This window comes from Caballeronia sordidicola (genome assembly GCF_000729995.1).
Taxonomy (GTDB): Bacteria; Pseudomonadota; Gammaproteobacteria; order Burkholderiales; family Burkholderiaceae; genus Caballeronia; species Caballeronia sordidicola_A.
In genome coordinates, this window is sequence record NZ_JNFG01000003.1 from 161,792 (window position 1) to 185,754 (window position 23,963).

General features: G+C 60.3%; 18 protein-coding genes. 4 read left to right on the top strand and 14 right to left on the bottom strand.

Going from position 1 to position 23,963, the window contains the following annotated elements:
* Nucleotides 1-111: 111 nt before the first annotated feature.
* Nucleotides 112-1,590 (bottom strand): aldehyde dehydrogenase family protein, encoded by a 1,479-nt coding sequence (locus FH08_RS0102835; protein WP_031356864.1) that lies wholly within the window; start codon nucleotides 1,588-1,590, stop codon nucleotides 112-114.
* Between the two features lie 340 nt (nucleotides 1,591-1,930).
* Here FH08_RS0102835 and FH08_RS0102840 point away from each other — a divergent pair, with 340 nt between their 5' ends.
* On the top strand, nucleotides 1,931-2,830 hold the full coding sequence (locus FH08_RS0102840) for a GNAT family N-acetyltransferase (RefSeq protein WP_051887684.1): 900 nt from the start codon (nucleotides 1,931-1,933) through the stop codon (nucleotides 2,828-2,830).
* A 1,139-nt stretch (nucleotides 2,831-3,969) separates the two neighbouring features.
* Nucleotides 3,970-4,953 (top strand): GlxA family transcriptional regulator, encoded by a 984-nt coding sequence (locus FH08_RS0102845; RefSeq protein WP_031356866.1) that lies wholly within the window; start codon nucleotides 3,970-3,972, stop codon nucleotides 4,951-4,953.
* Nucleotides 4,954-4,969: 16 nt separating this feature from the next.
* Here FH08_RS0102845 and FH08_RS0102850 read toward each other — a convergent pair whose 3' ends face one another.
* The 3 genes from FH08_RS0102850 to betC all read right to left on the bottom strand — a co-directional run bounded on the left by FH08_RS0102850 (nucleotide 4,970) and on the right by betC (nucleotide 8,929).
* Nucleotides 4,970-6,118 carry a porin gene (locus tag FH08_RS0102850; RefSeq protein ID WP_031356867.1) on the bottom strand — a complete coding sequence of 383 codons (1,149 nt, stop codon included), beginning with the start codon at nucleotides 6,116-6,118 and terminating at the stop codon, nucleotides 4,970-4,972.
* A 270-nt stretch (nucleotides 6,119-6,388) separates the two neighbouring features.
* The gene (locus FH08_RS0102855; protein WP_031356868.1) at nucleotides 6,389-7,339 is read right to left on the bottom strand and encodes a choline ABC transporter substrate-binding protein; all 951 of its coding nucleotides are present in this window, start codon (nucleotides 7,337-7,339) and stop codon (nucleotides 6,389-6,391) included.
* 51 nt (nucleotides 7,340-7,390) lie between these two features.
* Nucleotides 7,391-8,929, bottom strand: coding sequence for a choline-sulfatase (gene betC, locus FH08_RS0102860; protein ID WP_031356869.1), 1,539 nt, complete (start codon nucleotides 8,927-8,929; stop codon nucleotides 7,391-7,393).
* Between the two features lie 141 nt (nucleotides 8,930-9,070).
* Here betC and FH08_RS0102865 point away from each other — a divergent pair, with 141 nt between their 5' ends.
* Nucleotides 9,071-9,991 carry a choline sulfate utilization transcriptional regulator gene (locus FH08_RS0102865; protein ID WP_031356870.1) on the top strand — a complete coding sequence of 307 codons (921 nt, stop codon included), beginning with the start codon at nucleotides 9,071-9,073 and terminating at the stop codon, nucleotides 9,989-9,991.
* 136 nt (nucleotides 9,992-10,127) lie between these two features.
* Nucleotides 10,128-11,012: a formyltetrahydrofolate deformylase gene (purU, locus tag FH08_RS0102870; RefSeq protein ID WP_031356871.1), complete on the top strand. Its 885-nt coding sequence runs from the start codon at nucleotides 10,128-10,130 to the stop codon at nucleotides 11,010-11,012.
* Nucleotides 11,013-11,104: 92 nt separating this feature from the next.
* Here the strand turns inward: purU and FH08_RS0102875 are convergent, their stop codons facing one another.
* The 10 genes from FH08_RS0102875 to FH08_RS0102920 form a co-directional block, all read right to left on the bottom strand.
* Nucleotides 11,105-11,968, bottom strand: a complete 864-nt coding sequence (locus FH08_RS0102875) for a glycine betaine ABC transporter substrate-binding protein (protein WP_031356872.1) — start codon at nucleotides 11,966-11,968, stop codon at nucleotides 11,105-11,107.
* 142 nt (nucleotides 11,969-12,110) lie between these two features.
* Nucleotides 12,111-13,316, bottom strand: a complete 1,206-nt coding sequence (locus tag FH08_RS0102880; RefSeq protein WP_031356873.1) for a hybrid-cluster NAD(P)-dependent oxidoreductase — start codon at nucleotides 13,314-13,316, stop codon at nucleotides 12,111-12,113.
* A gap of 53 nt (nucleotides 13,317-13,369) precedes the next feature.
* Nucleotides 13,370-14,668: an aromatic ring-hydroxylating oxygenase subunit alpha gene (locus tag FH08_RS0102885; RefSeq protein WP_031356874.1), complete on the bottom strand. Its 1,299-nt coding sequence runs from the start codon at nucleotides 14,666-14,668 to the stop codon at nucleotides 13,370-13,372.
* Between the two features lie 63 nt (nucleotides 14,669-14,731).
* Nucleotides 14,732-15,538 (bottom strand): drug:proton antiporter, encoded by an 807-nt coding sequence (locus tag FH08_RS0102890; RefSeq protein ID WP_031356875.1) that lies wholly within the window; start codon nucleotides 15,536-15,538, stop codon nucleotides 14,732-14,734.
* Nucleotides 15,535-16,722: an electron transfer flavoprotein subunit alpha/FixB family protein gene (locus tag FH08_RS0102895; protein WP_031356876.1), complete on the bottom strand. Its 1,188-nt coding sequence runs from the start codon at nucleotides 16,720-16,722 to the stop codon at nucleotides 15,535-15,537. The genes FH08_RS0102890 and FH08_RS0102895 overlap by 4 nt, the downstream gene beginning before the upstream one ends.
* 3 nt (nucleotides 16,723-16,725) lie before the next feature.
* Nucleotides 16,726-18,645, bottom strand: a complete 1,920-nt coding sequence (locus FH08_RS0102900) for a (Fe-S)-binding protein (RefSeq protein WP_031356877.1) — start codon at nucleotides 18,643-18,645, stop codon at nucleotides 16,726-16,728.
* Nucleotides 18,646-18,647: 2 nt separating this feature from the next.
* Nucleotides 18,648-20,711, bottom strand: coding sequence for an NADH:flavin oxidoreductase (locus FH08_RS0102905; RefSeq protein WP_031356878.1), 2,064 nt, complete (start codon nucleotides 20,709-20,711; stop codon nucleotides 18,648-18,650).
* Between the two features lie 49 nt (nucleotides 20,712-20,760).
* Nucleotides 20,761-21,297, bottom strand: a complete 537-nt coding sequence (locus tag FH08_RS0102910) for a DUF5943 domain-containing protein (protein ID WP_031356879.1) — start codon at nucleotides 21,295-21,297, stop codon at nucleotides 20,761-20,763.
* 32 nt (nucleotides 21,298-21,329) lie between these two features.
* The gene (locus FH08_RS0102915; RefSeq protein WP_031356880.1) at nucleotides 21,330-22,301 is read right to left on the bottom strand and encodes a dipeptidase; all 972 of its coding nucleotides are present in this window, start codon (nucleotides 22,299-22,301) and stop codon (nucleotides 21,330-21,332) included.
* A 36-nt stretch (nucleotides 22,302-22,337) separates the two neighbouring features.
* The gene (locus tag FH08_RS0102920; protein WP_031356881.1) at nucleotides 22,338-23,627 is read right to left on the bottom strand and encodes a serine hydroxymethyltransferase; all 1,290 of its coding nucleotides are present in this window, start codon (nucleotides 23,625-23,627) and stop codon (nucleotides 22,338-22,340) included.
* Between the last annotated feature and the right edge of the window lie 336 nt (nucleotides 23,628-23,963).

Sequence of the window (23,963 nt, forward strand, 5' to 3'; positions counted from 1 at the left end):
TGCGTTTTTTGGGGTGTCCGTAGCACAGTCTGCGGTTGGGGTTCAGGCCCCTTCGCAGCCTCAGGGTTTGCCCTTCCTTTCGCATGCCCGGGCGGGCTCGGGCCCACGGATCTACTCACGCAAATCGATCAGCACACTCTTGAAGCGAAGGTTCGCTTCGTAAGCCTGGCGGCCGAGGTCCTTGCCGATGCCCGAGCGTTTGTAACCGCCGGTCGGGATCATGAAGTCGGACGTCCTGCCGTAGCGATTAACCCATACCGTGCCGGCTTCCAGGCCGCGGACCAGCCGCAGCGCACGGCCCAGGTCGGCCGTATGCACGCCGGCGGCGAGACCATAGTCGGGGTGCTGCGCGAGCGCGAGCGCTTCTTCTTCCGTATCAAAGGTCTGCAGGGTCAGCACCGGCCCAAATACTTCCTCGCGAACCGCTTCCGATTGCTGGGTCACGCCGCTCAGTAGCGTTGGCGCATAAAACGAGCCGGAACCGCCGCCATCGGCTCGCTGGCCGCCGCAATGCAGGGTCGCGCCGCCGGCGAGCGTGCGCCCGACAATCGCTTCGATACGCGCCGCCTGCGGTTCCGAGATGATCGGCGAAAGCGTTGTGCCGGGTGTCCAGGTCGCGCCTGCTTTCAGTTCGCTGAAGACCGCCTGGATGCGATCGGCCAGCGGTTCCGCGAGCGAACGCTCGACCAGCAGCCGCGAACCTGCGACACACACCTGACCTGCATTACCCGAAATGGCCCCGGCAATCCGGCGCGCGACAGCGTCAAGACGCGGGGCATCGGCGAAAACGATTTGCGGGCTTTTGCCGCCCAGCTCCAGTGTGACCGGCTTGGTGCCCGTTTCGGCGCACGCGGCCATGATGGCCGCACCGGTGCGCGTGGAACCGGTGAACGTGACCTTGGAGATCTTCGGATGACGCACGAGCGCGTCACCGGTCGTACGGCCATCGCCTTGCACGACGTTGAAAATGCCCGCCGGAATGCCGGCGCGGATGGCGAGTTCGGCGAGGCGCAGCACCGAGAACGGCGTCATTTCGGAGGGCTTCAGGACGACGGCATTGCCGGCCGCGAGCGCCGGCGCGATCTTCCACGATGCCATCACCAACGGAAAATTCCATGGAGCGATAGCGCCGATCACGCCATACGGTTCGGCGATCGTCATGCCCAGGTGGTCGTGATCAGTGGCCACCACGTCGCCGCCGATCTTGTCGGCGAACTCCGCGTAGAAGCGGATGCCTTCGGCTGTGAACGGCACGTCCCAGGCGGTTGCATCGCGAATCGGACGGGTTGAACCGAGCGCCTCCAGGGGGCCGAGGGTATCAACGTCGGCAACGATCAGATCGGCGAAACGGCGCAGGATCCGGGCGCGTTCGCGCGGCGGCATGGTTCGCCAGCCGCTCGTGCGGAATGCCTGCCATGCGTTCTCGACCGCGCGCTCGATCATGTCGGCATCCGCGAGCGGTACCGATGCATACACCACGCCGTCCGACGGGCGCGCGACCTCGATGCGGCGTGCGCCTTCATCCACATATTCGCCGCCGATGAAATGGCCGCTGCGTACGGCGACGGCGGCGGGATCGAAGCTATCCATATGAAGGTCCTTTGAGTAGCGGTGCCGGAAGCGGCCGCGGATGCTGCGCGACCTTATGAAATCGTAGGGCCAGGCGCGCAGCATTTATCGCCGACAAAAATAGCGGCTCAGCAGATCACACGCGTTATAAGGGCGCCGACATGCCGTTTTGCATCGAAGTGGGTGCGAAGTGGGTGCGACCCGGCTTCGGGGTCGTTTCATGAAAAGATCGTCCTAGTCACGTTCGTTGTGGGATGCGAGAGTGGCGGCGTGAAACCTGAGCTTGATTTGAGCTTGATTAAAGCAGGCCTGAAGAGGGGTTGCTGAGCGGCTGAAGTCAAAGCCATCGAGGGAGGTCGGCGTGTCCGAGCAAGTCAACGAACGAGTTACCGAACAAATTACCTATAGAGCCTTTACCGGCGACGATATTGCTGCGGCGCATGCATTGACCGTTGAACTGAAGTGGCCGCATCGGGCGGACGACTGGCGTTTCGTGGTGCAGGCGGGCGCGGGGTTTGTCGCCGAGGTGGCGGAAGGGGTGATTGGCACGGCGTTGTACTGGACTTACGGGGCTGAGCGTGCGTCGTTGGGGATGGTGATTGTGTCGCCGGCATGGCAGGGCCGGGGAATCGGCAAGCGGCTGATGGAACTGGTGCTTGAGCGGCTGGGTGGGCGCGTTACGTTTTTGCACGCGACGCCTGCTGGACAGCCGTTGTATGAGAAGTTGGGTTTCCGGGCTGTTGGCACGTTGGACCAGCATCAGGGAGCGGCGTTTCAACCGCCGTTGGTGTCGTTGCCGCCGGGTGAGCGGTTGCGGCCGCTGGGGTCCAACGACACGCCTCAGTTGATCGAGCTGGCTTCGCGGGCGTGCGGCCTGGATCGGGGTGAGGTATTGCCGGCGTTGCTTGAGAGTGCGGATGGCATTGCACTGGATCACGATGGCGAGTTGCTGGGATTTGCTTTGTTCAGGCGTTTTGGGCGTGGCTTTGCGATTGGGCCGGTGGTGGCGCCGGATGCGCCAGATTCGAGCCGTGCGAAGGCGTTGATCAGCCATTGGCTGGCGTTGAACGAGGGGGTGTTTGTTCGTATCGATACCCCGGGGGATAGTGGGTTGACCGAGTGGCTGGACGGGTTGGGATTGCCGAGGGTGGATACGGTGGTCAGGATGGTACTGAATGGACCGAAGGGTTCGGTAGCGCCCTTTCCTCCCGCCGATCCGGACGTTAAGCAGTTTGGAATTATTAATCAGGCCATGATGTAAGGGCCCGCCGGGAGGGTCGTTCGCACTTGGGGTTTGGGTTTGTGGGGGGTTTTTAGGGTTAGCGGTTGGGGTTGATGCCGGGTTGCTAGGTTCTAGGGTTAGCGGTCGGAGTCATTGCCGGGTTGCTAGGTTCCTGCGTTAGCGGTCAGGGTCATTGCCGGGTTGCTGCTTTCTGGCCTAGCGGTCTGCGAGAGTTGGCTTTTTTCTTTATCGCCATTAGCCACTGTGCGTGGCGGCACGTCATTTCTTTGTCCAAAGCGACAAAGAAACGAAGCAAAGAAAGCGCTTTCAAAACGCGGGCTCGTAAGTTGACCTAGCGTGCAGTCTCCACGTTTTTGGCACCCCAAAAGCACGGTGCTCGCCAGAACCACGGATGTGTGAACCCCTCCTTCTCGCGAATTCTTACACGCACACGCTTCGCCCCGCACGCTCTCGGGCAAGCACGCTTGCCAAGGAAACCCGCACCGACTCACGCGTATTTACCGCTACAGGTCTTCATGGGTTAGCTGCTTGGTCAGCGTGGTCAGCGTGGTCGGCGGGGTTACATTCGTTAGGTACGGTCTCGCGCATCTTCGCGGCCTCGTTTCAGGGAGGGTTGCCTACGAGGTCCGTTACCCGTACTTACTTGGCAGATGGTTTTACGCGGATAGCGCGGGGTGCCCCTTGGGCAGGTTCAGTCACTGGTGGCGAAGCGTGTGGGTATCCGTGTTCGGAGAAGGAGGGTTTCACACATCCTCCGTTCTGGCGAGCACCGTGCTTTTGGGGTGCCAAAAACGTAGAAACTGCACGCTGGGTCAACTTACGAGCCCGCGTTTTGAAAGCGTTTTCTTTGCTTCGTTTCTTTGTCGCTTTGGACAAAGAAATGACGTGCCGCCACGCACAGTGGCTAATAGTGATAAAGAAAATAGCCAACTCAAGCAGACCGCTAAGGCCGAAAGCACCAACCCGGCACTGACTCCGACCGCTAACGCAGGAACCTGGCACCCCGGCATCAACCCCGACCACTACCCCGACCGACCAACCAGCCCCCCAACCCCCAAACCAAGTGCGAACGGAAAACCTAGGATTTGGCCCCATTGCGCCCGCAATTTCCGCTTGTTAGCTTGCTAGTCCGATTGCAAATCGCCCATCACCGTGTAATGCCCGCCACCGAAGACTTCCACTTCCTCCTGCTGCCCGAGTTTTCGTCCATCGGCTTCATGTCGGCAATCGAGCCGCTACGCGTCGCCAACCGCTTTCGGGGTGCACTCTACCGCTGGCACATCCTGAGCCTCGACGGCGGCCCCGTCTGCGCCAGCAATGGCATCTCGCTCAACGCAGAAAGCGCCCTGGCCGACGTCGACGAAGCCACCAACGTTATCGTCGTGGCAGGCTTCAACCCGCTAAGCCGCTACACACGCGAAATGGCCGACTGGCTCCGGCGGATGGATCGCAAAGGCGCAACGCTAGGGGGTATCGATACAGGAAGTTTCGTACTGGCCGAAGCAGGCCTCCTCAAGCACGAGCGCGTGACATTGCATTGGGAAGCAGCATCGGCGTTCCAGGAGCGTTATCCGTCGCTGACGGTCAGCCAGGAGCTATTCGAAATCGACGCGCGACGCATCACCTGCGCCGGCGGCACCGCCTCCATCGACCTCATGCTCGACCTGATCGGCCGCCGCCACGGCGCCGAACTCGCCGCGCAGGTCTCCGAGCAATTTGTACTCGGCCGCATCCGGCAACGCTCGGACCACCAGCGCATGCAGATCGCAGCACGCTACGGCATCCACAATCGCAAGCTGATCCAGGTGATCGGCGTGATGGAACAACACATGGAGGAACCCCTGTCGCCAGATGCACTGGCAGAGGAAATCGGCGTGACGCGGCGTCAGCTTGAACGCCTGTTCTGCTCGGCAATGAAAGACACACCCACCCACTTCTATCTCGGACTGCGCCTTGCACGCGCCCGCGAATTACTACAACAAACCGATATGTCCATTACCACCGTCTGCGTGGCATGCGGCTTCGAATCACCCTCGCACTTTTCACGCACCTACCGCACGCGCTTCGGCTCAAGCCCGCGCCAGGACCGCAGTTCGCCACGCGCGACGGCGCCCGTTGGGGAAACCGTCGCGACCAGCTGAAACAAACAGATAACGCTTAGAACGAATGCCGGATACCAATGCGAACATCGCTTTGGGTGCTCGACGTCGACGGCGTAAAGCTATAGCCGATCACCGCGTTCACGCCACTCGATGCCTTGAGGTAGTCGCCCGACACATAGACGTCGGTACGCTTGGACAACAGGTAATGCAGCCCGAGCGAGCCCATGTTCCACTTGTGCCCTTCAAACGCCGTGAACTGGTAACCGCCGTACAGGATCAACGCAGGCGTGAAGTTATATTGCGCACCTCCTTCACCCACGTGCATGTGCGACGACTGTCCGAAGCCCTTGATCGTGGTGTAGGTGTAATTGCCCAACAGCGTCAGGTTGCCGAGTGCATACGATGACCCAATGCCGTAAGTCATCTGGCTGTCGACGTTGAACGCGGTGCTGCTGAACAAGTCGGTTACCGCGCCCGTAGTCGGGTTCACCGTTGCAACGGTCTGACCCAGGAAGGTCTTCGTGCCGATCATCGCGTACGGGTCGAATGCATAGATACCGTTCGGATTGTTCAGGCGCGTGACCGCCGTGCCGATCGTGAAGTCGCCGTGCGCGTAGTGCGCGCCCAAGCTGTATGCGCTCTTCTCGTGGAAATCACCCGCAACATTGCCGAACGAATACAAGCCGCCGAACGTCAGGCCGCTGATATCGGGCGACATGTATTTGATCGAGTTCGGCAAGCGGTCGCCGTTCATGCGGTCGAAGTCGCCCTGGTGGATCGCGTAGCCGCTGCCGAACGAAGAGATGTTGTAACCCTCCATGAACTCGTTCGTCAGGTCGAGCTGGTTACCCGCCGAGATCGTGCCCCACTGGTTCTGCAAGCCCACATAGGCCTGCCGGCCGAATTCCGCACCACCTTGGGCGAACGTGCCGTTGCCGAGGTGGAAGCCGTTCTCGAGCACGAAGATTGCCTTCAATCCACCGCCCAGGTCTTCCGTGCCCTTAAGGCCGAACCGGTTACCGTAAGAGATGCCGTCGTCGAACTTGACGACATGCGAGCCACCCGTGTTGTTGACGTAGGTAATACCGGCGTCGAGGATACCGTACAGCGTTACGCTGCTTTGCGCTTGAACCAAAGCAGGTGCGCAGACGGCGCCTGCGCCCAATGCGAGGGCCGCCAGCTTTACGGCATTTCGCTTCTTCATCGTTGATTCTCCCTGATACCCGCTTGCACGTTTCGTTGGACCAAGCGAGGTCCGCGCTGCTCCGGCGATGGATTGATATCGCGCAGCGCTTCTCGCTCGAATTTTTATTGCAGAGACCGGCGTACTACAGTGATCTGACGCATGGGATGCGGGTGCATGCACTGAGACTGAGCTTCAGGCGCATCCACCAGCCTTGCAAAAGTAAGAGGCCATATTTAGTGGGGCTCGACCTTTTGCGACGTAAACCTGTCCAGGTGCGACGCACTGTTGTTATTTGGAACCAAGCGCTGTTTGCACGGCCTGCCACGCATTTCCGCCCGTACTCGTGGTAACGCCGTCAAGCCAACCCTTCACGAGATCGGGGTTGCGTTTAAGCGCCGCTGCAGCAGCGGTATCCACGTTGGTCTTGTTTTGAAGGACGTCGGTGATGATGCCGTTCTCCAGGTCGACGTTGAATGTCATCTGCTTGAAAAGCCGTCCCACGTTCGGGCATTCGCCCGCGTAACCCGCCCGCGAAACCGTGTTGACCGTCGCGCCGCCGAAGTTCGGGCCGAAGTATTTATCGCCGCCATCGAGGTAGGTGAGATGGAACTTCGTGTTCATCAGATGCGGCTCCCAAGCAAGGAAGACGATCCACTTCTTGTCACGCACCGAGCGTTCGACTTGCGTCAGCATGCCGGTCTCACTCGACTCCACCAGCTTCCAGCCATTCAGTCCGAAGGCCTTCTCATCGATCATCTTCTTGATGTTCTGATTCGCGGGTGCGCCCGGTTCAATGCCATAGATCTTGCCGTCGAACTTGTCCAGGTTCTTCTGCAGGTCGGCAAACGTGTGAACACCGGCAGCCGCCACGTAGTCCGGCACGGCCAGCGTGAACTTCGCGTTCGTCAGGTTCGGGTGCACCACGTCAATCGACTTCTCATCGACGAACTGCTTGACCAGCGGCCCTTGCGCGGGCATCCAGTTACCGAGGAATGCGTCGACTTGGCCTTTCTTCAAGCCCTGATACGTAATTGGCACTGAAAGGTTCGAAACGCTCTGCTTATAACCGAGCGCCTTCAGCACGACACCGGCCATGGCGTTGGTCGCGTCAATGTCAGTCCAGCCCGGGTCCGCCATCTTCACCTGCAGGCAGCTTTGGGGCTCGGCAGCGACTACCGAACCGATGGATGCGCAGAGTGCCGCAATGCAGAATAGCGCGTGTTTAAAGGGCTTTTTCATGTTGGCTTCCTGTGGGTGATGTGGTTTTGGTTTTGGTGCATCAGCGTGGCTTTAGCGCGTGACAGCGGGAAAACGCGCCATGGCTTCAAGCGTGTCGAGGTCAATGTGATTGCGCATATAACGTTGGCTGGCGTCTTCCGACGGTTGCCAGTCCCATGATTCAATCCTGCCCTGCGTGGTGGCTTCGAAGTGAAATTGCCGGCGTCGCTGGCTTTGCACGACTTCGGCACGCAAAGCAACGAGGTCCCAACGCGCAGCAATTTCCTCGCGCAACGCCGCGACCCTCGCCGCGTGTTCCGGCAACGTCGCAAGGTTGGTGCGTTCGAGTGGATCATCTGCGACGTTGAAGAGCTGGTCGGGGTCCGACGGCGTATGGATGAACTTGAAGTCGCCGCGCCGCAGCATCACGATCGGTGCTATCGCGCCTTCGGCCAGGTACTCGCCGATGGCTTCATCGTGTGCGTGCGGCTCGCCGCGCAGATGCGGCACGAGGCTTCGGCCATCGAGCGTATCGGGCCATGCGGGTCGCGGCGTGCCACGGCCCAGTTCCACGAGCGTCGGTAGCAAGTCGAGATGCGAGACAGAAGCGCTCACATGTGCCGCCTTGAATTGTCGCGGCGCGTGCACGATCAGGGGCACGCGGCAGCCGCCTTCGAAGAACGTCATCTTGTACCAGAGACCACGTTCGCCAAGCATCTCTCCATGATCGGATGTCACGATCACGATGGTGTCATCGGCCAGTCCCGCCTGATCGAGCGCTTCGAGGATCGCGCCGAATTGCGCATCGACGTAAGAAATCGCGCCGTAATACGCATGGCGTGCGTTGCGGATCTGCTGGTCGGTCGGCGGCGTCTTGTCCGTCTCGCACACGTAACGCAGGCGCTTCGAATGCGGATCGGCAGCATCCAGCGTGTCGCGGTACGCAGGCATTCGAATGTCTTCGTCGCGGTACATGTCCCAGTATTTCTGCGGAATCGCGTAAGGATCGTGCGGATGCGTGAGCGACGCCACCACGCAAAACGGCCGCTCGTCTTTCCCGGCTTGCCGCTCACGCGCTATGTCGAACAACTTCTGGCGCGTGGTGTAGGTCACTTCATCGTCGAAATCGAGTTGGTTCGTGCGCACGCACGGCCCGGCATCGATCACGGAACTCATGTTGTGATACCAGCTCGGCCGTGTCTCGAAGTCGTCCCAGTCCGGCGTCCAGCCGAAATCCGCCGGGTAGATGTCGGTGGTCAGGCGCTCCTCGAAACCATGCAATTGATCCGGACCGCAAAAGTGCATCTTCCCCGAGAGAATCGTGCGATACCCCTCCGCGCGCAGGTAATGGGCGAACGTTAATGTTTGCGAGGGAAATTCGGCGGCGTTATCGTAGGCGCCTATGGCCGAGGGCAGCTTGCCCGACAAGAACGAAAAGCGCGACGGCGCGCAGAGCGGACTCGCGCAATACGCCGAATCGAAGACCACGCCCCGGGCCGCGAGCGCGTCCATGTTCGGCGTCTTCGTCACGTGATGGCCATACGCGGACAACGCGAACGGCGTCATTTGATCAGCCATCAGAATAAGGATATTCGGTTTGCGTTTAAGCATCGGAGCGGGGCTCGAATAGAATCAGGAAGGTGGCGCAGCACAAAGCAAACGCACGCAGAACGGCTCGGTCGTGCATCACTATTGCCGTTCACTGAGCGGCTGTGAAGAGAGCAAAACGTTATGAGCACATAAGGGGGACTTATGCCGAGACAGGATCGTTTGCCGCCCATGCAGGCGCTGTCGATGTTCGAGTCCGCCGCGCGTCTCGCCAGCTTCACCGCTGCCGCCCGAGAACTGGGCTCCACGCAGCCGGCGGTCAGCCAGCGCGTGGTGCAGCTCGAGGAAACCCTCGGCGCGGCGCTGTTCGAGCGCGGCCACCGGGGCGTGACGCTGACCGAGGACGGCGTGCGCCTGTTCGAAGCGGTGCGCCAGAGTCTCGACACCATCCGCGTGGCGACCAACGACATTCGCGCCCGCCACGCAACGCCCGCGCAGCGTTCGCTCAATCTCCTGACTGACTTCGGCTTCGCGACGTATTGGCTGATGCCGCGCCTGTCGCAATTCAAGGCGCTGATGCCTGACGTCGATGTAAGGATCACCACGGCGCAAGATGTATTCGCCGCCGATCACGATCATGCGGATATCGTGATCGGTTTTGGTCAGGCGGAGACAGACTGGGCCGGTCGCGGCACGGTTAAGCTATTTCCCGAGCAAGTCACGCCGGTGTGCAGCCCGGCGTTTTTCGCGCGGCATGGTAGACCCAGCCGTCCTTCAGATCTTGTTGGTCTGCCGCTGCTTCATCTTGAACCCACGAACCCGGAACGGTGGCTATCGTGGCATGGCTGGTTCGCGGCGCATGGGCTGGAGGCGCCCCCCGCGCATCGCGGGATTACATTCACTAGTTATGGTTTCGTCGCGCACGCGGCCATCATGGGCCAGGGCGTGGCGCTCGGCTGGGCGCCGCTGGTGGATGAACTCGTCGCGAGCGGACAACTGATCGAATTGTTCGACATCCCGGTGACGACGGACAGCGGATATCTTCTGAACGCGCCGCGCGCTCAAACCGCGGCCGTCGGTGCGTTTCGCGACTGGCTGCTGGCTGATTGCGGCGTGGTCGCCTGAGACCCTGAAACCCGCCTGACGCTCCGATACCAGCGTCACGGCGTTTAGCTTCTAGCCGCCGTCCCATGCAATTTGTTCTACTGCAATGCATGCGCGCCGCGTTCGCGGCGCCGCCATTTGCATAGTGGAGAACCGCATGGCTGGTAGCAACGTCATTGACACCCTTTCCCATCAACTCGTGCTGACGGTCGCTTGTCCCAGCGCCGCGGGACAGGTCGCCGCCGTGGTCGGCTTCCTCGACCGGCATCAGTGTTACGTCGATGAACTCACCGTCTTCGACGACGACCTCAGCCAGCGCTTCTTCGTACGCTGTGTTTTCCACGGAGTGGATCACGATGAAACGCTGCAGATCGCCGCGTTGCAGCAGGAATTCACGCCGATCGCCGAACGTTTCTCGATGACGTGGGCGATACACAACGTGGCTGCGCGGCCGAAGGTTCTCATCATGGTGTCGAAGCTTGAACACTGCCTGGCCGACCTGTTGTTCCGCTGGCGCATGGGTGAACTGAAGATGGACATTGTCGGAATCGGATCTAACCATCGTGAACTGGAACCGCTTGCCGTGCAGCACGGCCTGCCCTTCCGTCACCTTCCGGTTACCGCCGATACCAAACCACAACAGGAAGCACGCCTGCTCGATTTGTTCGAGTCGTCCGGTGCGGAGTTGATGATTCTCGCGCGCTACATGCAGATCCTGTCAGGAGAGACGAGCCGGAAACTGGCCGCACGCGCGATCAACATCCATCATTCGTTCCTGCCCGGTTTCAAAGGTGCGAAGCCGTATCACCAGGCGCATACGCGTGGCGTGAAGCTGATTGGTGCTACGGCGCATTTCGTGACCGATGATCTGGATGAAGGTCCGATCATCGAACAAGTGGTCGAGCGCGTGGATCACTCGTACAAACCGGAACGCTTGCTCGCGACGGGGCGCGATGTCGAATGCATCACGCTTGCGCGCGCGGTGAAGGCGTTCATTGAACGGCGCGTCTTTATCAACGGCGACCGGACGGTGGTGCTGTAATCGGCCTTTCAGATTCAGCCTTCGAAATCAGGCTCTAAAACGAACAACGCCGCTTTTCAGCGGCGTTGTTTCGTTGAAGCTAAAGCCAGACTTTAGTTAGCAGTCCAGCTCGACACACGGTCGCCATGTGCGCTCACCCACGCGTCCGCAGCAGCGGCCGGCTTCGCGCCGTTCGTGGTAGCCAGCATCACGCTGTCGATCTCGCCCGGTTTCCATTGGAACTTCTTCAGGAAAGCGACCACGGTAGGCGCCTTCTTTTCGAGTTCCGGATTCACCACGCTGTCCACATGCTCCGCTTCACCGAACACCTTCTTCGGATCTTCCAGGAATTTCAGCTTGTACTTCGCGAACATCCAGTGCGGTTTCCAGCCGGTCACAATGATCGGCTTCTTCGCATTTTCCGAACGTGCCAGCTCCGCCGTCATCGCACTGCCTGAACTCGGCATCAACGTGTAGTCAAGACCGTATGCCTTGATCGCTTCGCTCGTCTTCGACATCACGCCGGCACCGGCATCGATACCGACAATCCGCCCGCCGAACTCCGCCTTCTTCGCTTCGAGATCCGTCAGGCTCGTCACGTCCGCATCTTCCGGCACGATCAGGCCGATCTTCGCGTCAGGGAAGTTGGTGCCGAGATCGACGACCTTCGACTTGAAGTTTTCCCAGTACGCACCGTGCGTGACCGGCAGCCACGCCGACAAAGTAGCGTCGAGGTCACCGCGCGCCACACCCTGCCACATCACGCCGGCAGCGACCGGTACGAGTTGCACGGGATAACCCAGTTTCTTCTCGATGATCTGAGCCGCCACGTTCGACGTCGCCACGCTGTCGTCCCAACCTTCCACGTAGCCGATCTTGATGGTCGGCTTCGCATCGGCGGCAATCACACCCGCGCTGGTTGCAGCCAGCGCAGCACTTAAGGTGCTTAAAACAAGCAGTTTCTTGATCAGTCTCATTGTCGTACTCCCCTTTGCGGTCCTCACCATTGAGGCTTAAGAATCACCGGCCAGAAAAGCGCCGACTGGTTAATTTTCGACACCCAGTTGTCTGGATGCGACCTCATTTTGTCCGGCTGTACCGCCGGTCCTGATGAATACCCTACTTATCGACGACAAGGTCCGTCAGCGGCTTGCTGCAACACAACAGAACCATGCCCTGATCGATCTCGCGCTGACGAATGCCGCCGTTATGCTTCATGTCGACTTCGCCGGAGAGCAGCTTGACCTTGCAGGTGCCGCACATGCCTTGCGTACACGATGCCGGCAAGCGCACGCCCGATTTCTTGGCCGCGTCCAGCACATGCTGCGCGCTGCCGCACTCGATCTCGCGATTGCTCTTGGCAAAACTTACCTTGAAGGTGGTCTCGACAGGCGAGGGTGCGGGCGCCGGATCAAAGCCGATCGCGCTCTCCCGCATTTCGCTAAAAGTTTCGGTGGACCGCAAGGCATCCGCCACGTGCGCAGTCGTCAATTGCGCTGCGACTTCGGCGATCGTCTCGAAGGAGAAGCTTTCCTCGTGATAATGCGTCGTGTCGAAACCGCCTTCCGCGAGCAGATCGCGCACCGCTTTCATGTACGGCGCCGGACCACAGGTAAAGATTTCCCGCTCCAGAAAATCTGGTGCGACAAGCTTGAGCAACGGGAGTGTAAGGAAGCCTGTTACGCCGGGCCAGTTCGTCCGCGCGCCAACTCTTTCGCACACGAACGCCGTGCGGAAATTCGTCTGGTTCGACGCAATCAGATCGAGCTCGCGCGCGAAGATGATGTCGTCGGGCGTGCGTGCGCTGTGCACGAATACGATATCGCGATCCTCGCCGAGTTCGTGATGCGCACGGCTCATGGACATCAACGGCGTCACGCCGGATCCCGCCGATAAAAACAGGAATTTGCGCGCCGGATGCCGCGCGCAGGTGAATTCGCCGGCGGGTCCGAGCACGCGAACCTTGCCGCCCACCAGCAGATTGTCGTGCAGCCAGTTCGACACCTTGCCGCCCGGCACGCGCTTCACTGTGATGGAAATTGTGTGAGGACGCGTAGGCGGCGAGGAGATCGTATAGCAGCGATTGATCGACTCGCCGTCTATCTCCAACTCCAGCGTGATGAACTGACCCGGTTCAAAAACGAAGGTCCGTTCACCCGGCGCACGAAAGAAGAAACTCTTAACGTCGTGCGTTTCCTGACGAACGTGACAGCAGACGAGCGTTTCGTCAGTGTCGCTGTCCCAACGGGCGGGAAGCGTGCCCCAGAACTCGGGCTGGGTCACTCGGTTCGGGGCAGGCTCGAACGTCGCCTGATCGCGCATCATCTGTTTCTCCGCTGTAGCTTTGTGGGCGACGTTGTTTGTTGGTTAGCCGCCGGTTAGCGCTTGAACGACACGACTTTCTCGCCGTGATCGCTGACGCTTGCTTCATCCGGCGTGTTCGCGTAGTCGTCGAGCCGACCGACATACCACTCGCAGAATTTCTCCACGAGGCCTTCCGTGAACGGCGAATAGGGACCCGGTTCATACGCGCTGCTCGTCACGCCCAGTTGCGAGAATTCCACCAGCGCACGGTCCTGATCATTGGTCGCGCGCCAGACGGCGGTCAGGTTGTCGACGTTGTAGTCGATGCCTTCCTTCGCGTCCTTGTGTACGAGCCATTTAGTGCGAACCAGCGTCTCGCCGGCCGACAGCGGAATCACAGAGAAACTCACAATATGATCGCTCATGAAGTGATGCCACGAATTCGGTTGCGTCCAGAACGACAGGCCACCAAGATCGGCTTGCTGGAAACCACCAAGCAATTTCTTCGATGCCACCTTGGCGTCCATCGTCTGCGACTCGCCACTGCGATCGAGCGGCAAACGTTGTGTGCGAAAACCACTGACAAGGTCAGCCAGCCGGTCGATTTCCTTCGACGGCAGGTTCATGGCTTCCCATTGTTTCGTGCGTTCTTCAACGGTCTTGTCGAAGGCTGCCATCGCTTCTTCGTTGTCGGCAGAACGCTGATAACCGAAGCCATATTCGTACAGCGAGATGGTCAGTTCCGGATGGTTCGCGACGCAGTGATAGCACTCGCGATTGTTCTCCATCGTGAGCTTCCAGTTGCCCTTTTCGATGATGTCGATAGCGGCGGCCACCTTGCAGTCGGCCAGGCCATGCGGCTTCAAATACGGTTCCATCGAAGCGCGCAATACAGCGAAGTCAGCCGGTGGCGTTTCAGCGAGGCAGATGAAGATCAGCCCCGCGAGATTTTCGAGGTGGACCTTCTTGAGGCTGTGCTTGCACTTGTCGAACTGCTCGCCCATATGCTCGGCGAACATCAGGTCGCCGTTCAGGTTGTAGGTCCAGCTGTGATACGGGCACACGATATTGCCAAGCGAGCCCTTTTCGGAGCTGCACAGGCGCGCACCGCGATGCCGGCAGACGTTATGGAACGCGCGGATCTGCATGTCGTCGTCGCGTACGATGAGGATGGAGTCGTTGCCGAGTTCCACCGTCATGTAGTCGCCCGCTTCCGGCACGTCCGGTTCGACCGCGACCTGGATCCAGTGCCGCCGGAAGATCGCGTCCATGTCGAGCGCGTGGATTTCCTCGCTTGCGTAGAACGGCGCTTCGAGCGTGTGACCCTTCTTGCGGCGTTCGATCATTGCGCGAACGTCTGCGGAAACTTTCATCGTGTACTCCGTGTTTTGGTGCCCCGCCCGACCTTGAATGTGCGGGAATTTTCGTGTCGCAAATCAGTAATCGACGAGTTGATGCTCGCGCAAATAGGCCAGGATCACTTGTGCTTTTTCGACGGAAGTCCCTTCAATTACGACGCTGCCGCCGCGGCTTTCCGTCGTCGTGGCCGAGAGCATGCGCGCATGACCCGAACGCTTTTCGGCCGCCGCCAGCCGCACGGGTTTTGCCGTCGCGGGCTTGATCGACCAGCGCAGGCTCTCCGATGCGTTGGCGGCGCTCACCAGCACCGGTTCGATCGTGCCTTCACGCAGTTTTGCGTACGCGTAACGCGGCGTGGCGTTGGCCATGGGATGCACCGCGACAACGGCGGGCAAGCTTGCCCGCACGCGGCGACGCAAACCTTTCGGCAGGAATTGTCGGACGGCGATGCTTGCCGCTTCAACGTCTGCTTCAATCTCTACGTCCACCGCCGATGCAAGCAGCGCGAAGCCCAATGCGTCGGCAAGTTTATAAGGCAGCATGCCGCTGTCTTCCGTGCCTTCCGCGCGCGTGCCGGTCAGCACAAGGTCGTAGCCCTTCAAGCGTGCGGTTAGCGCTGGCGCAATTTCGTCGCCAACGGCTACCGCCAACACTTCCACCTTTGCCGCGCCCAACGCGAGATATTCGCGCAATGCGGGATTGGTTGGCTCGCCTGCGTGCAACACGTCAAGCGTCGCCTGGTGTTGGGCCGCGAGCCGCGTTGCCAGCGTCAGCGCGGCAGCGTCGTTGCGGCTGTAGCGCGCAGTTCCGCTCACCGGATGACGTCCGACCGAGACCAGGACGGCGATCTTGCTTACGTGCTTCGTGGTCGATGCATTACTCATGCGAGCGCTCCTTCCAGCTTTGCCGAGCTCGAGGCGTTGCCTCCGGACGTTGTTAGCGAGCCCGGGTTGGCACGCGCGCGACGTGCTGCAGCGGCGGCGTCGGTCAACGCCGCGATCGTCTCCTGCGCATCGCCGATGATCGTCAGGTTCGCGCGTTTCGCGATTGGCGCGCTCGCGTCCAGGTTCACCGCGATAACGTGACGGCAATCCTTGATGCCCTGCAAGTGCTGCACCGCGCCGGAGATACCGAACGCGATGTAGATGCTCGCATCGACCGTCTTGCCCGTTGCCCCGATCTGCTTGTCGCGCGGGAACTTGCCATCGTCGACGGCTACCCGGCTTGCGCCAATTGCGGCGCCCACGGTGCTGGCGAGACGCTCGAACGCCGGGATATCAGTCACGCCATTCCCCGCCGACACGATGAAATCGGCTTCTTCCAGCGCCACTTGGGCGGCATCGATTTCTTCGATGCCTAGATCTTTGTATGGACTCGCGTTTTGAAGGCCTGCAACGGCGAACTGCTCCGCCTCGACCCGCTCGCCTGCGCCAACGAAAGGCAGCCTTGCGTCAACGGCATTCGGGGCCAGCAGGATCACATCGGGAAGCGAACGCACGGAAAACGCCTTGTGCGCTTGTGTGTAAACCGACACGTGCGCGGCGTCGATTTCGACCACATGCGCCGCCACCGATGCCTTCGCTTGGGCAGCGTATCGGCGTCCGAGATCGCCGTCGCCGGTCGCGTTATCGGGGATGAAAACATGCGCGGGCGAATAAGCCGCGACACACGCGGCGAGCGCGTCCAACGCGGCATCAGGTACGAATGCGCGACGGTCGAATGCCGGCATCTCGATCACCTTGTCCGCGCCCAACGCAGCCGCATCGTCCTTCAATTCGCCCAGGACAAGCAACACGACCTGCGTTGTCGAGTCCGCCAGTAACGCGGCGGCAGCAAGCGTTTGCCGCGCGTGGTCATCCAGCGAACCACGGTCGCTGTGTGCAGCCACGAGCAATGAGCGCTGCGCCGTGGCCATCGTACGCCGCGCCTTTGCTTGTTCACGATGCCCGCTCAGCGCAGCAGCATTGACGTCTCCCGCCACGCCGACAAACCCCAGCGTAATGCGCTTGAGCCCTTCTGTCGTGACAGAAAACGGCCGGCGCGGATCAATTCGTTTGATGGTGTGCATTGCTTACTCCAGCGCCGCTGCAACGAGTTCAGCCACATCCAGCACTTCCGGGCGAGTACCTACTACACCTTCCAGCATTGCCGTGCAGTTCGGGCATCCGACCGCGACGATCTCCGCGTTGATCGAGCGGGCGTCGTTGATACGGATGTCCGGGATACGCTGCTTGCCGGGGATGTCCGTGAGCGGCGCTCCGCCGCCACCGCCGCAGCATCGGCCGCGCATGCCGTTGCGTTCCATCTCAACGACCTTGATTCCGATCGATTTGAGAAGCTTGCGTGGCGCTTCCGTCTCGCCGTTATAGCGGCCGAGATAGCACGGGTCGTGATACGTGACGGTCTTGCCCGCGGCAAGCGCGCTTTCAGCGGCGGGCGTGAGCTTGCCGTTCGCGACGAGTTCCGCAATCAACGACGTATGGTGCTGCACTTCATACAGACCGCCCAGCGCGCGATATTCGTTGCGCAGGCTATGCATCACGTGCGGATCGGCGGTGACGATCTTCTTGAACGAATACTTCGAAAGGGTCGCGATGAGTTGCGTCGCCAGTTGCTGGAACGTGGCTTCATCGCCGAGACGACGGGCGGTGTCGCCTGTATCCGTCTCCACGCCGCCAAGCACTGCATAGTCCACGCCTGCTTTGTTCAGCACTTTTACCAGCGCGCGTAACGAGCGCTGGTAGCGCATATCGAACGCACCTTCGCCTGCAATGAGCAGCACATCGACCGGACGTCCCGGCTGCGCGACCTGCACTTGCAGATCCACGGCCCAGTCGTAACGCGCGCCGATATCGAAGCCGTTCGCGCTGCCGGTCTCGCGCAAGTTCGCCAACGTTTCAGGACCCTTGCCCGGCACGATGCCTTCGACCAGCGTCTGGTTACGCCGCATATCCACGATGGCGTCCACGTGCTCGATCAGCATCGGGCACTCCTGAACGCATGCTCGGCACGTGGTGCATGACCAGATCGTATCTGCTTCGATCATCGTGGAAATCAGCGGCTTCGACGGCGCCCCTGAATGCTTGCCGAGCGGGATGCCAGGCGTCGGGCTGCCTGCATACGCGGCGTCCGTGCCGCCGACCATACCCGTCACCAGATCCTGAATCAGCTTCTTCGGATTCAGCGGCTGTCCCGCAGCGAATGCCGGACATGCCGCTTCGCACTTGCCGCATTGCACGCAGGCATCGAAGCTCAGCAATTGATTCCAACGAAACTCCACCGGCTTGCCGACGCCATATTCCTTTGCATCGAGCACGGGCATCTTGAGCGCAGTAGGCGGCACGACGTCATGCTCGTGGCTACGTCCGGTGAAGCGCTCTTGCCGCGGATGAAACGCGAGATGCAGCAAGCCAGCGAGCGCGTGTTTCATCGGACCACCGCGGGCTGCGCCAAAGGTCATCGTAAAAGCACCCACGGCAATCAGCAACGCAACGATGATCGCCAATGCGCCAGACATGGCTGCTGCGGGCAACACGATGAACAATACCAGCCCGAGTGCGAACGACCCCAGCAGCAACGGCAGGCTGTCCCACGGCCCACGGGACAACCGCGCCGGCACCGCCTTCGCGCCGTGCCGCCGACGCCACACGAACACCGCACCCACCAGCATCACGAGCGCCGCGAGGAAGATCAGCTTGTCGAGCCAGGGCGAATAGATAGCCAGCCCGTAGTTGAGGAACACCAGCGCCATGGCGGCAATCGCGCCGCCTGCGGTGGCCACGTGGGTCTTCGCGATGTACGGATCGCGTGCGACCACATGATGCAGATCGACGAAATAGCGCTTGGGGATCGACAGCAAATTGCCCCAGCCGTATGCACCCGCAGCCGTCGCCCGACCCTCGCGCCAATACGCGGCACGCTTGAACAGTGCGAATGCCAGACCCGCCACCGACAACCACAACAACGCGGTAATGACAAACACCGGGCTCATTATCAGAAGTCCTTGACGAGGCGCAGCGCGTCGTAGATCGCGCCGTGAATGTTGTGCATGGAGATGCAGTCGCCTACGCGGAAGAGCAGGAAGCGGCCGTTGCCCAGTTCTTCACTCAACGATGGTTGCGGTTCGGACGCGAACAGCTTGTGCACATCGATCTGGCCGCGATTCAACGACTCCGGTTTCAGCTTCCAGTAGAGTTCGTCGTTCGGCGTAATGCCGTTCTCGATCACCACCTGATCGACCGCGCGCTCTTCCTGTTCCTCCGTGTACTCGTTGCGGATCACGGCGATCTTCTTGCCGTCTTCCTCGTACACTTTGTCGAGCCAGTAGTTCGGTGTCGAGATCACGCCTTGCGCGTACAGACGTCGATAGAAAATCGGGAAGGTCGTGCCGCCCACATCGTCGGACACTTTCACATCCGGCGTCACGATCTCGACATTGCCACCCCGGCTCGCGATGAAGTCCGCTACGCCCGCGCCTGCATGCGTGCTGACGCCGTCATAGACCAGCACGTTCTTGCCCGGCTCGACCTTGCCAGAGAGAATGTCCCACGAACTCACGGCGAGACCATCAGCCACGCCCCACGCCGGCACCTGCTGCGTAAACGACGACCCGCCCGTTGCCAGCACGACGATGTCCGGCTTCTCCGCCATGATCATCTTGTCATCGGCTGCCACACCCAGCCGCCGATCCACACCAAGGCGCTTCGTTTCCATGTCGAACCAGCGCACGATGCCCGCCATCTGCTCGCGCTGCGGCGCCTTGGCCGCCAGCATGATCTGGCCGCCGACATAATCGTTCTTCTCGAACAATACGACGTCATGTCCCCGCGATTTCGCCACGCGTGCAGCTTCGAGCCCCGCAGGACCCGCGCCCACGACGACGACCTTGCGCTTCGGTCCACGCGATTTTTCGATCACGTGCGGCATGGTCTCTTCACGTGATGTCGCCGCGTTCTGCACGCACAGCACATCGAGACCGTTGTACTGCCGGTCAATACAATAATTCGCGCCCACGCACTGCTTGATCTCGTCTTCGCGGCCATCGCGAATCTTGATGACCATGTGCGGATCGGCGATCTGCGCCCGCGTCATGCCGACCAGATCGATCATGCCGGACTCCAGCAAGCGCTCGGCTTGCCCTGCATCGCGAATACTTTGTGCGTGCATCACCGGGAGCTTGACCACCGACTTGATGCCAGCCGCGAGATGCACGAACGGCTCGGGCGGCAGCGCCATCGGCGGCATGCAGTTTGCGAGGGTGTTGTGCGTGTCCGCACCGGAACCAATCACGCCGATGTAGTCGATCAGGCCCGACTCCGACATCGACTGTGCGATCTCTTTCAACTGCGTGTGATCGAGGCCATCTTCGTGAAATTCATCGCCGCACATGCGCAGGCCGACGCAGAAGTCCGGACCTACCGCTTCACGCACGGCCTTGAGCACTTCGTTGCCGAAGCGAAGGCGGTTTTCGAGCGAGCCGCCCCATTCATCGGTACGAAAATTCGTGCGCGGACTCCAGAACTGGTCGATCAAATGCTGGTGCGCCGCCGATATCTCGACGCCATCCATGCCCGCCTCTTTCACGCGCTTCGCGGCCGCTGCGAAGTCGGAAATGATGCGCTTGATTTCTTCCACTTCAATGATCTTCGCGTTGCCGCGATGCACCGGTTCACGCACGCCGGACGGCGACATCAGATGCGGCCAGTGCTCGCCGTGATACGCGGTTCGACGGCCCATGTGCGTCGCCTGGATCATGATCTTCGCGCCGTGCTTGTGCATGGCTTCGGCCAGGCGCGAGAGCGGATCGATGACTTTGTCGGTCGCAAGATTCACCGACTTCCACCATCCTTGCGGACTATCGATGGACACCGGGCTCGAGCCGCCGCATACGGCCAATCCCACACCGCCCTTGGCCTTTTCCTCGTAATAACGGATATACCGGTCACCGGGCAAACCGCCCGGTTCCGCGTAGACCTCCGCATGCGCGGTGCTGACAATGCGATTGCGCAAAGTCAGCTTGTTCAGCGTAAGAGGCTTGAAAAGGTTGGGGTAACGCATCGCGGTCGACCTCGGATTTATCTATGTACTACGCTGCTTTATTACTCGTTCACGCTGCCAGCGGCGTCACTTCGAACACGCAATGCGAATGGCCTTCGGCCGCGCATTGGGTCTCGACCGAAAACGACTTCGGGCCTTTCTTTGTGCCTTCCGGTGCGGTGTCGTTGACCCAGTCCATCGCGCCAGAGAACCAGCCTGCGAACATGTAGCAAAGCTTGCCTTCCTTGCCCGGCTGCGCCAGCACGAAGGACGAGTTACGCAGATGCACGGTTGCAGTTGAAGCCGCCGGATCGCTTTTCTCGATCGAGAACAAACCCCAGCCGCGTTGCGACAAGCGCTTCAGGTAATGTTCGAACACGGCCATGCCGCTGATGCCGTGTTGCTTGGCTTCTTTATCGCACCAGTGATACGCCGACTTGTGGCCCGCGGTATAAAGGCTCTTCGCATACACATCGCGGCCGAGCGCTTCTTCAACGGCCAGATGGTTGTTCGTGAAGAAGTGGCGCGGCACATACAGCATGGGCAGCGAGTCGGTCGTCCAGACGCCGGTTTCCGGATCAACGTCAATAGGCAGTTGCGGTTGCATCGGGTGGGTTCCTTTTTATTGGGTGAGCCGGTTCAGACGTTCCAGACGCTGTCGAACACGCGCACCCAGTTCTCGCCCATGATCTTCTTGATGCGCGACTCGCTCCAGCCGGCGCGTTCCATCGCGGCGGTCAGGTTCGGGAACTCACCAATCGTTCGGATACCTTCGGGATTCACGACCTTGCCGAAGTTCGTCAGTTGACGATAGCGGCCCTTGTCATGCGTGATCCAGTCGAAGAATTCCGTGCTGTAGCCTTGCGTGAAGTCCGTGCCAATGCCCACGTTGTCTTCGCCGATCAGGTCGACCACGTATTCAATGGCCTCGAGATAGTCTTCGACCGTCGCATCCGCACCGCGCTTGAGGAACGGCGCGAACATGGTCACGCCGACAAAACCGCCTGCGTCGACAATTTCCTTAAGCTGTTCATCGCTCTTGTTGCGCGGATGTTCTTTCAGGCCGGACGGGCAGCAATGCGAATAACACACCGGCTTCTTCGAGAAGGCGATAGCTTCTGAAGAGGTCGTTCCGCCCACGTGCGACAAGTCAACCATGATGCCCACGCGATTCATTTCCTGAATCACTTCGCGACCAAAACCCGAGAGACCGCCATCGCGCTCGTAGCAACCGGTGCCCACGAGGTTCTGCGTGTTGTAGCAAAGCTGCACGACGTTCACGCCAAGCTGCTTGAATGTTTCGATGTAACCCAGGTTGTCCTCGAACGCGTGCGCGTTCTGGAAACCGAAAATGATGCCCGTCTTGTTCTCTTTCTTTGCGCGGCGAATGTCGTCTGTCGTGCGCACGAGCGTGAGGATGTCGCTGTGCTCGCGGATCATCTGGCGCATTTCAGCAATGTTGTCGACCGTCTTCTGGAAGCTCTCCCAGACCGAAACGGTGCAATTCACCGCGGTTACGCCGCCCTTTCTCATGTCTTCGAATACCGACGGCTCGAACTTCGAAATGTTCAGGCCGTCGATGATGATGCTGCTGTCGTGAAGTGTGCTCATCTCTTGCTCCGGAAAAGGAGGGCGTAATCAAAAAATTCAATAAATGGGGAAGCGTTCGCACAGCGCGAAGATTTCGCGGCGCACGCGGTGTTCGGTGTCAGCGTGACCTTCGGGGTGGTCGCGCAGCGCGTCGAACACTTCCACGATCAGTCGGCCGATATCGCGAAACTCTGCCACGCCAAAACCACGCGTGGTGCCGGCCGGCGTGCCGAGGCGCACGCCTGAGGTAACCGTGGGCTTTTCCGGATCGAACGGTATGCCGTTCTTGTTGCAGGTGATGCCCGCGCGTTCCAGCGCATGCTCGACCTGATTGCCCTTCAAGCCCTTCGGACGCAGATCGACGAGCAGCAAGTGGTTGTCCGTACCGCCGGTCACCAGATCGACGCCGCCAGCCTTCAGCACTTCGCCGAGCGCCTTCGCGTTGGCCAGCACGTTATCGATGTACGTCTTGAAACCGGGCTGCAGCGCCTCGCCGAAGGCGACGGCCTTGGCTGCGATTACATGCATCAGCGGACCGCCCTGGAGGCCCGGGAACACTGCTGAATTGATCTTCTTGGCGATGTCTTCGTCATTGGTCAGTACAAAACCGCCGCGCGGGCCGCGCAGTGTCTTGTGCGTGGTGGACGTCACCACATGCGCATGCTCGACCGGGTTTTGATGGCGCCCTGCAGCGATCACGCCGGCAATGTGCGCCATGTCAACCATCAGCTTCGAACCGGCCTTATCCGCAATCGCACGCAACCGCGCAAAGTCCAGTTCGCGCGGATAAGCCGAGAAACCCGCAATCAGCAACGTCGGCTTGTGCTGCATTGCGAGTTCTTCGATCTGCTCGTAATCGATCAACATCGTCTCGCGGTTCACGCCGTACTGGACCGCGTTGAACCACTTGCCGGACATCGCCGGCTTGGCGCCGTGCGTCAGGTGGCCGCCTGCATCGAGCGACATGCCGAGCACGGTGTCGCCCGGTTTCGTCAGCGCGAGCATCACGGCGCCATTCGCTTGCGCGCCGGAATGCGGCTGCACGTTGGCGAACTTTGCGTTGAAAATCTGCTTCACGCGATCGATCGCAAGGGTTTCGATTTCATCGACGAATTCGCAGCCGCCGTAATAACGCTTGCCCGGATAACCTTCCGCATATTTGTTCGTCAGCACCGAACCCTGCGCCTCAAGAACGGCGCGCGAGACAATATTCTCCGACGCAATCAGTTCGATCTGCGACTGCTGGCGTTCCAGCTCTTTCAGGATGGCGCTGCGCACTGGCGCGTCGCGGGTGGCAAGCGGTTCGTCGAAGAACGGGGCGGCGGGGCGAGTCGGGGAATTTGACATTGAAGCATCCGTGGGTTCGGGGACAAGTCGTTTTTTGAAAGACGGTTTGCTTCGAGAGCCAACCTGCAAAGACACTCGAAACCACGCTGAGAACCGCTTTCCGATGCGTCTATTCTTGACTTTCACCCCACGCGCCAATTTATGAATTTAGACGTGTTCTTGGCCTTTTCCGACATTCACGTCCGTTTTACACAAGTCGCGAAGCGCCGCTCTGGCGCGCGCTTTTCATGCTGCACCGCAGCGGACAATTTCCGCTCCCGTGCGGTGCTCAACTAGGTCTCGATCCCCTTCGCGGTGCGTCTACAAGCGCTTACGCCACCGTAAGCTTCAGCGGCA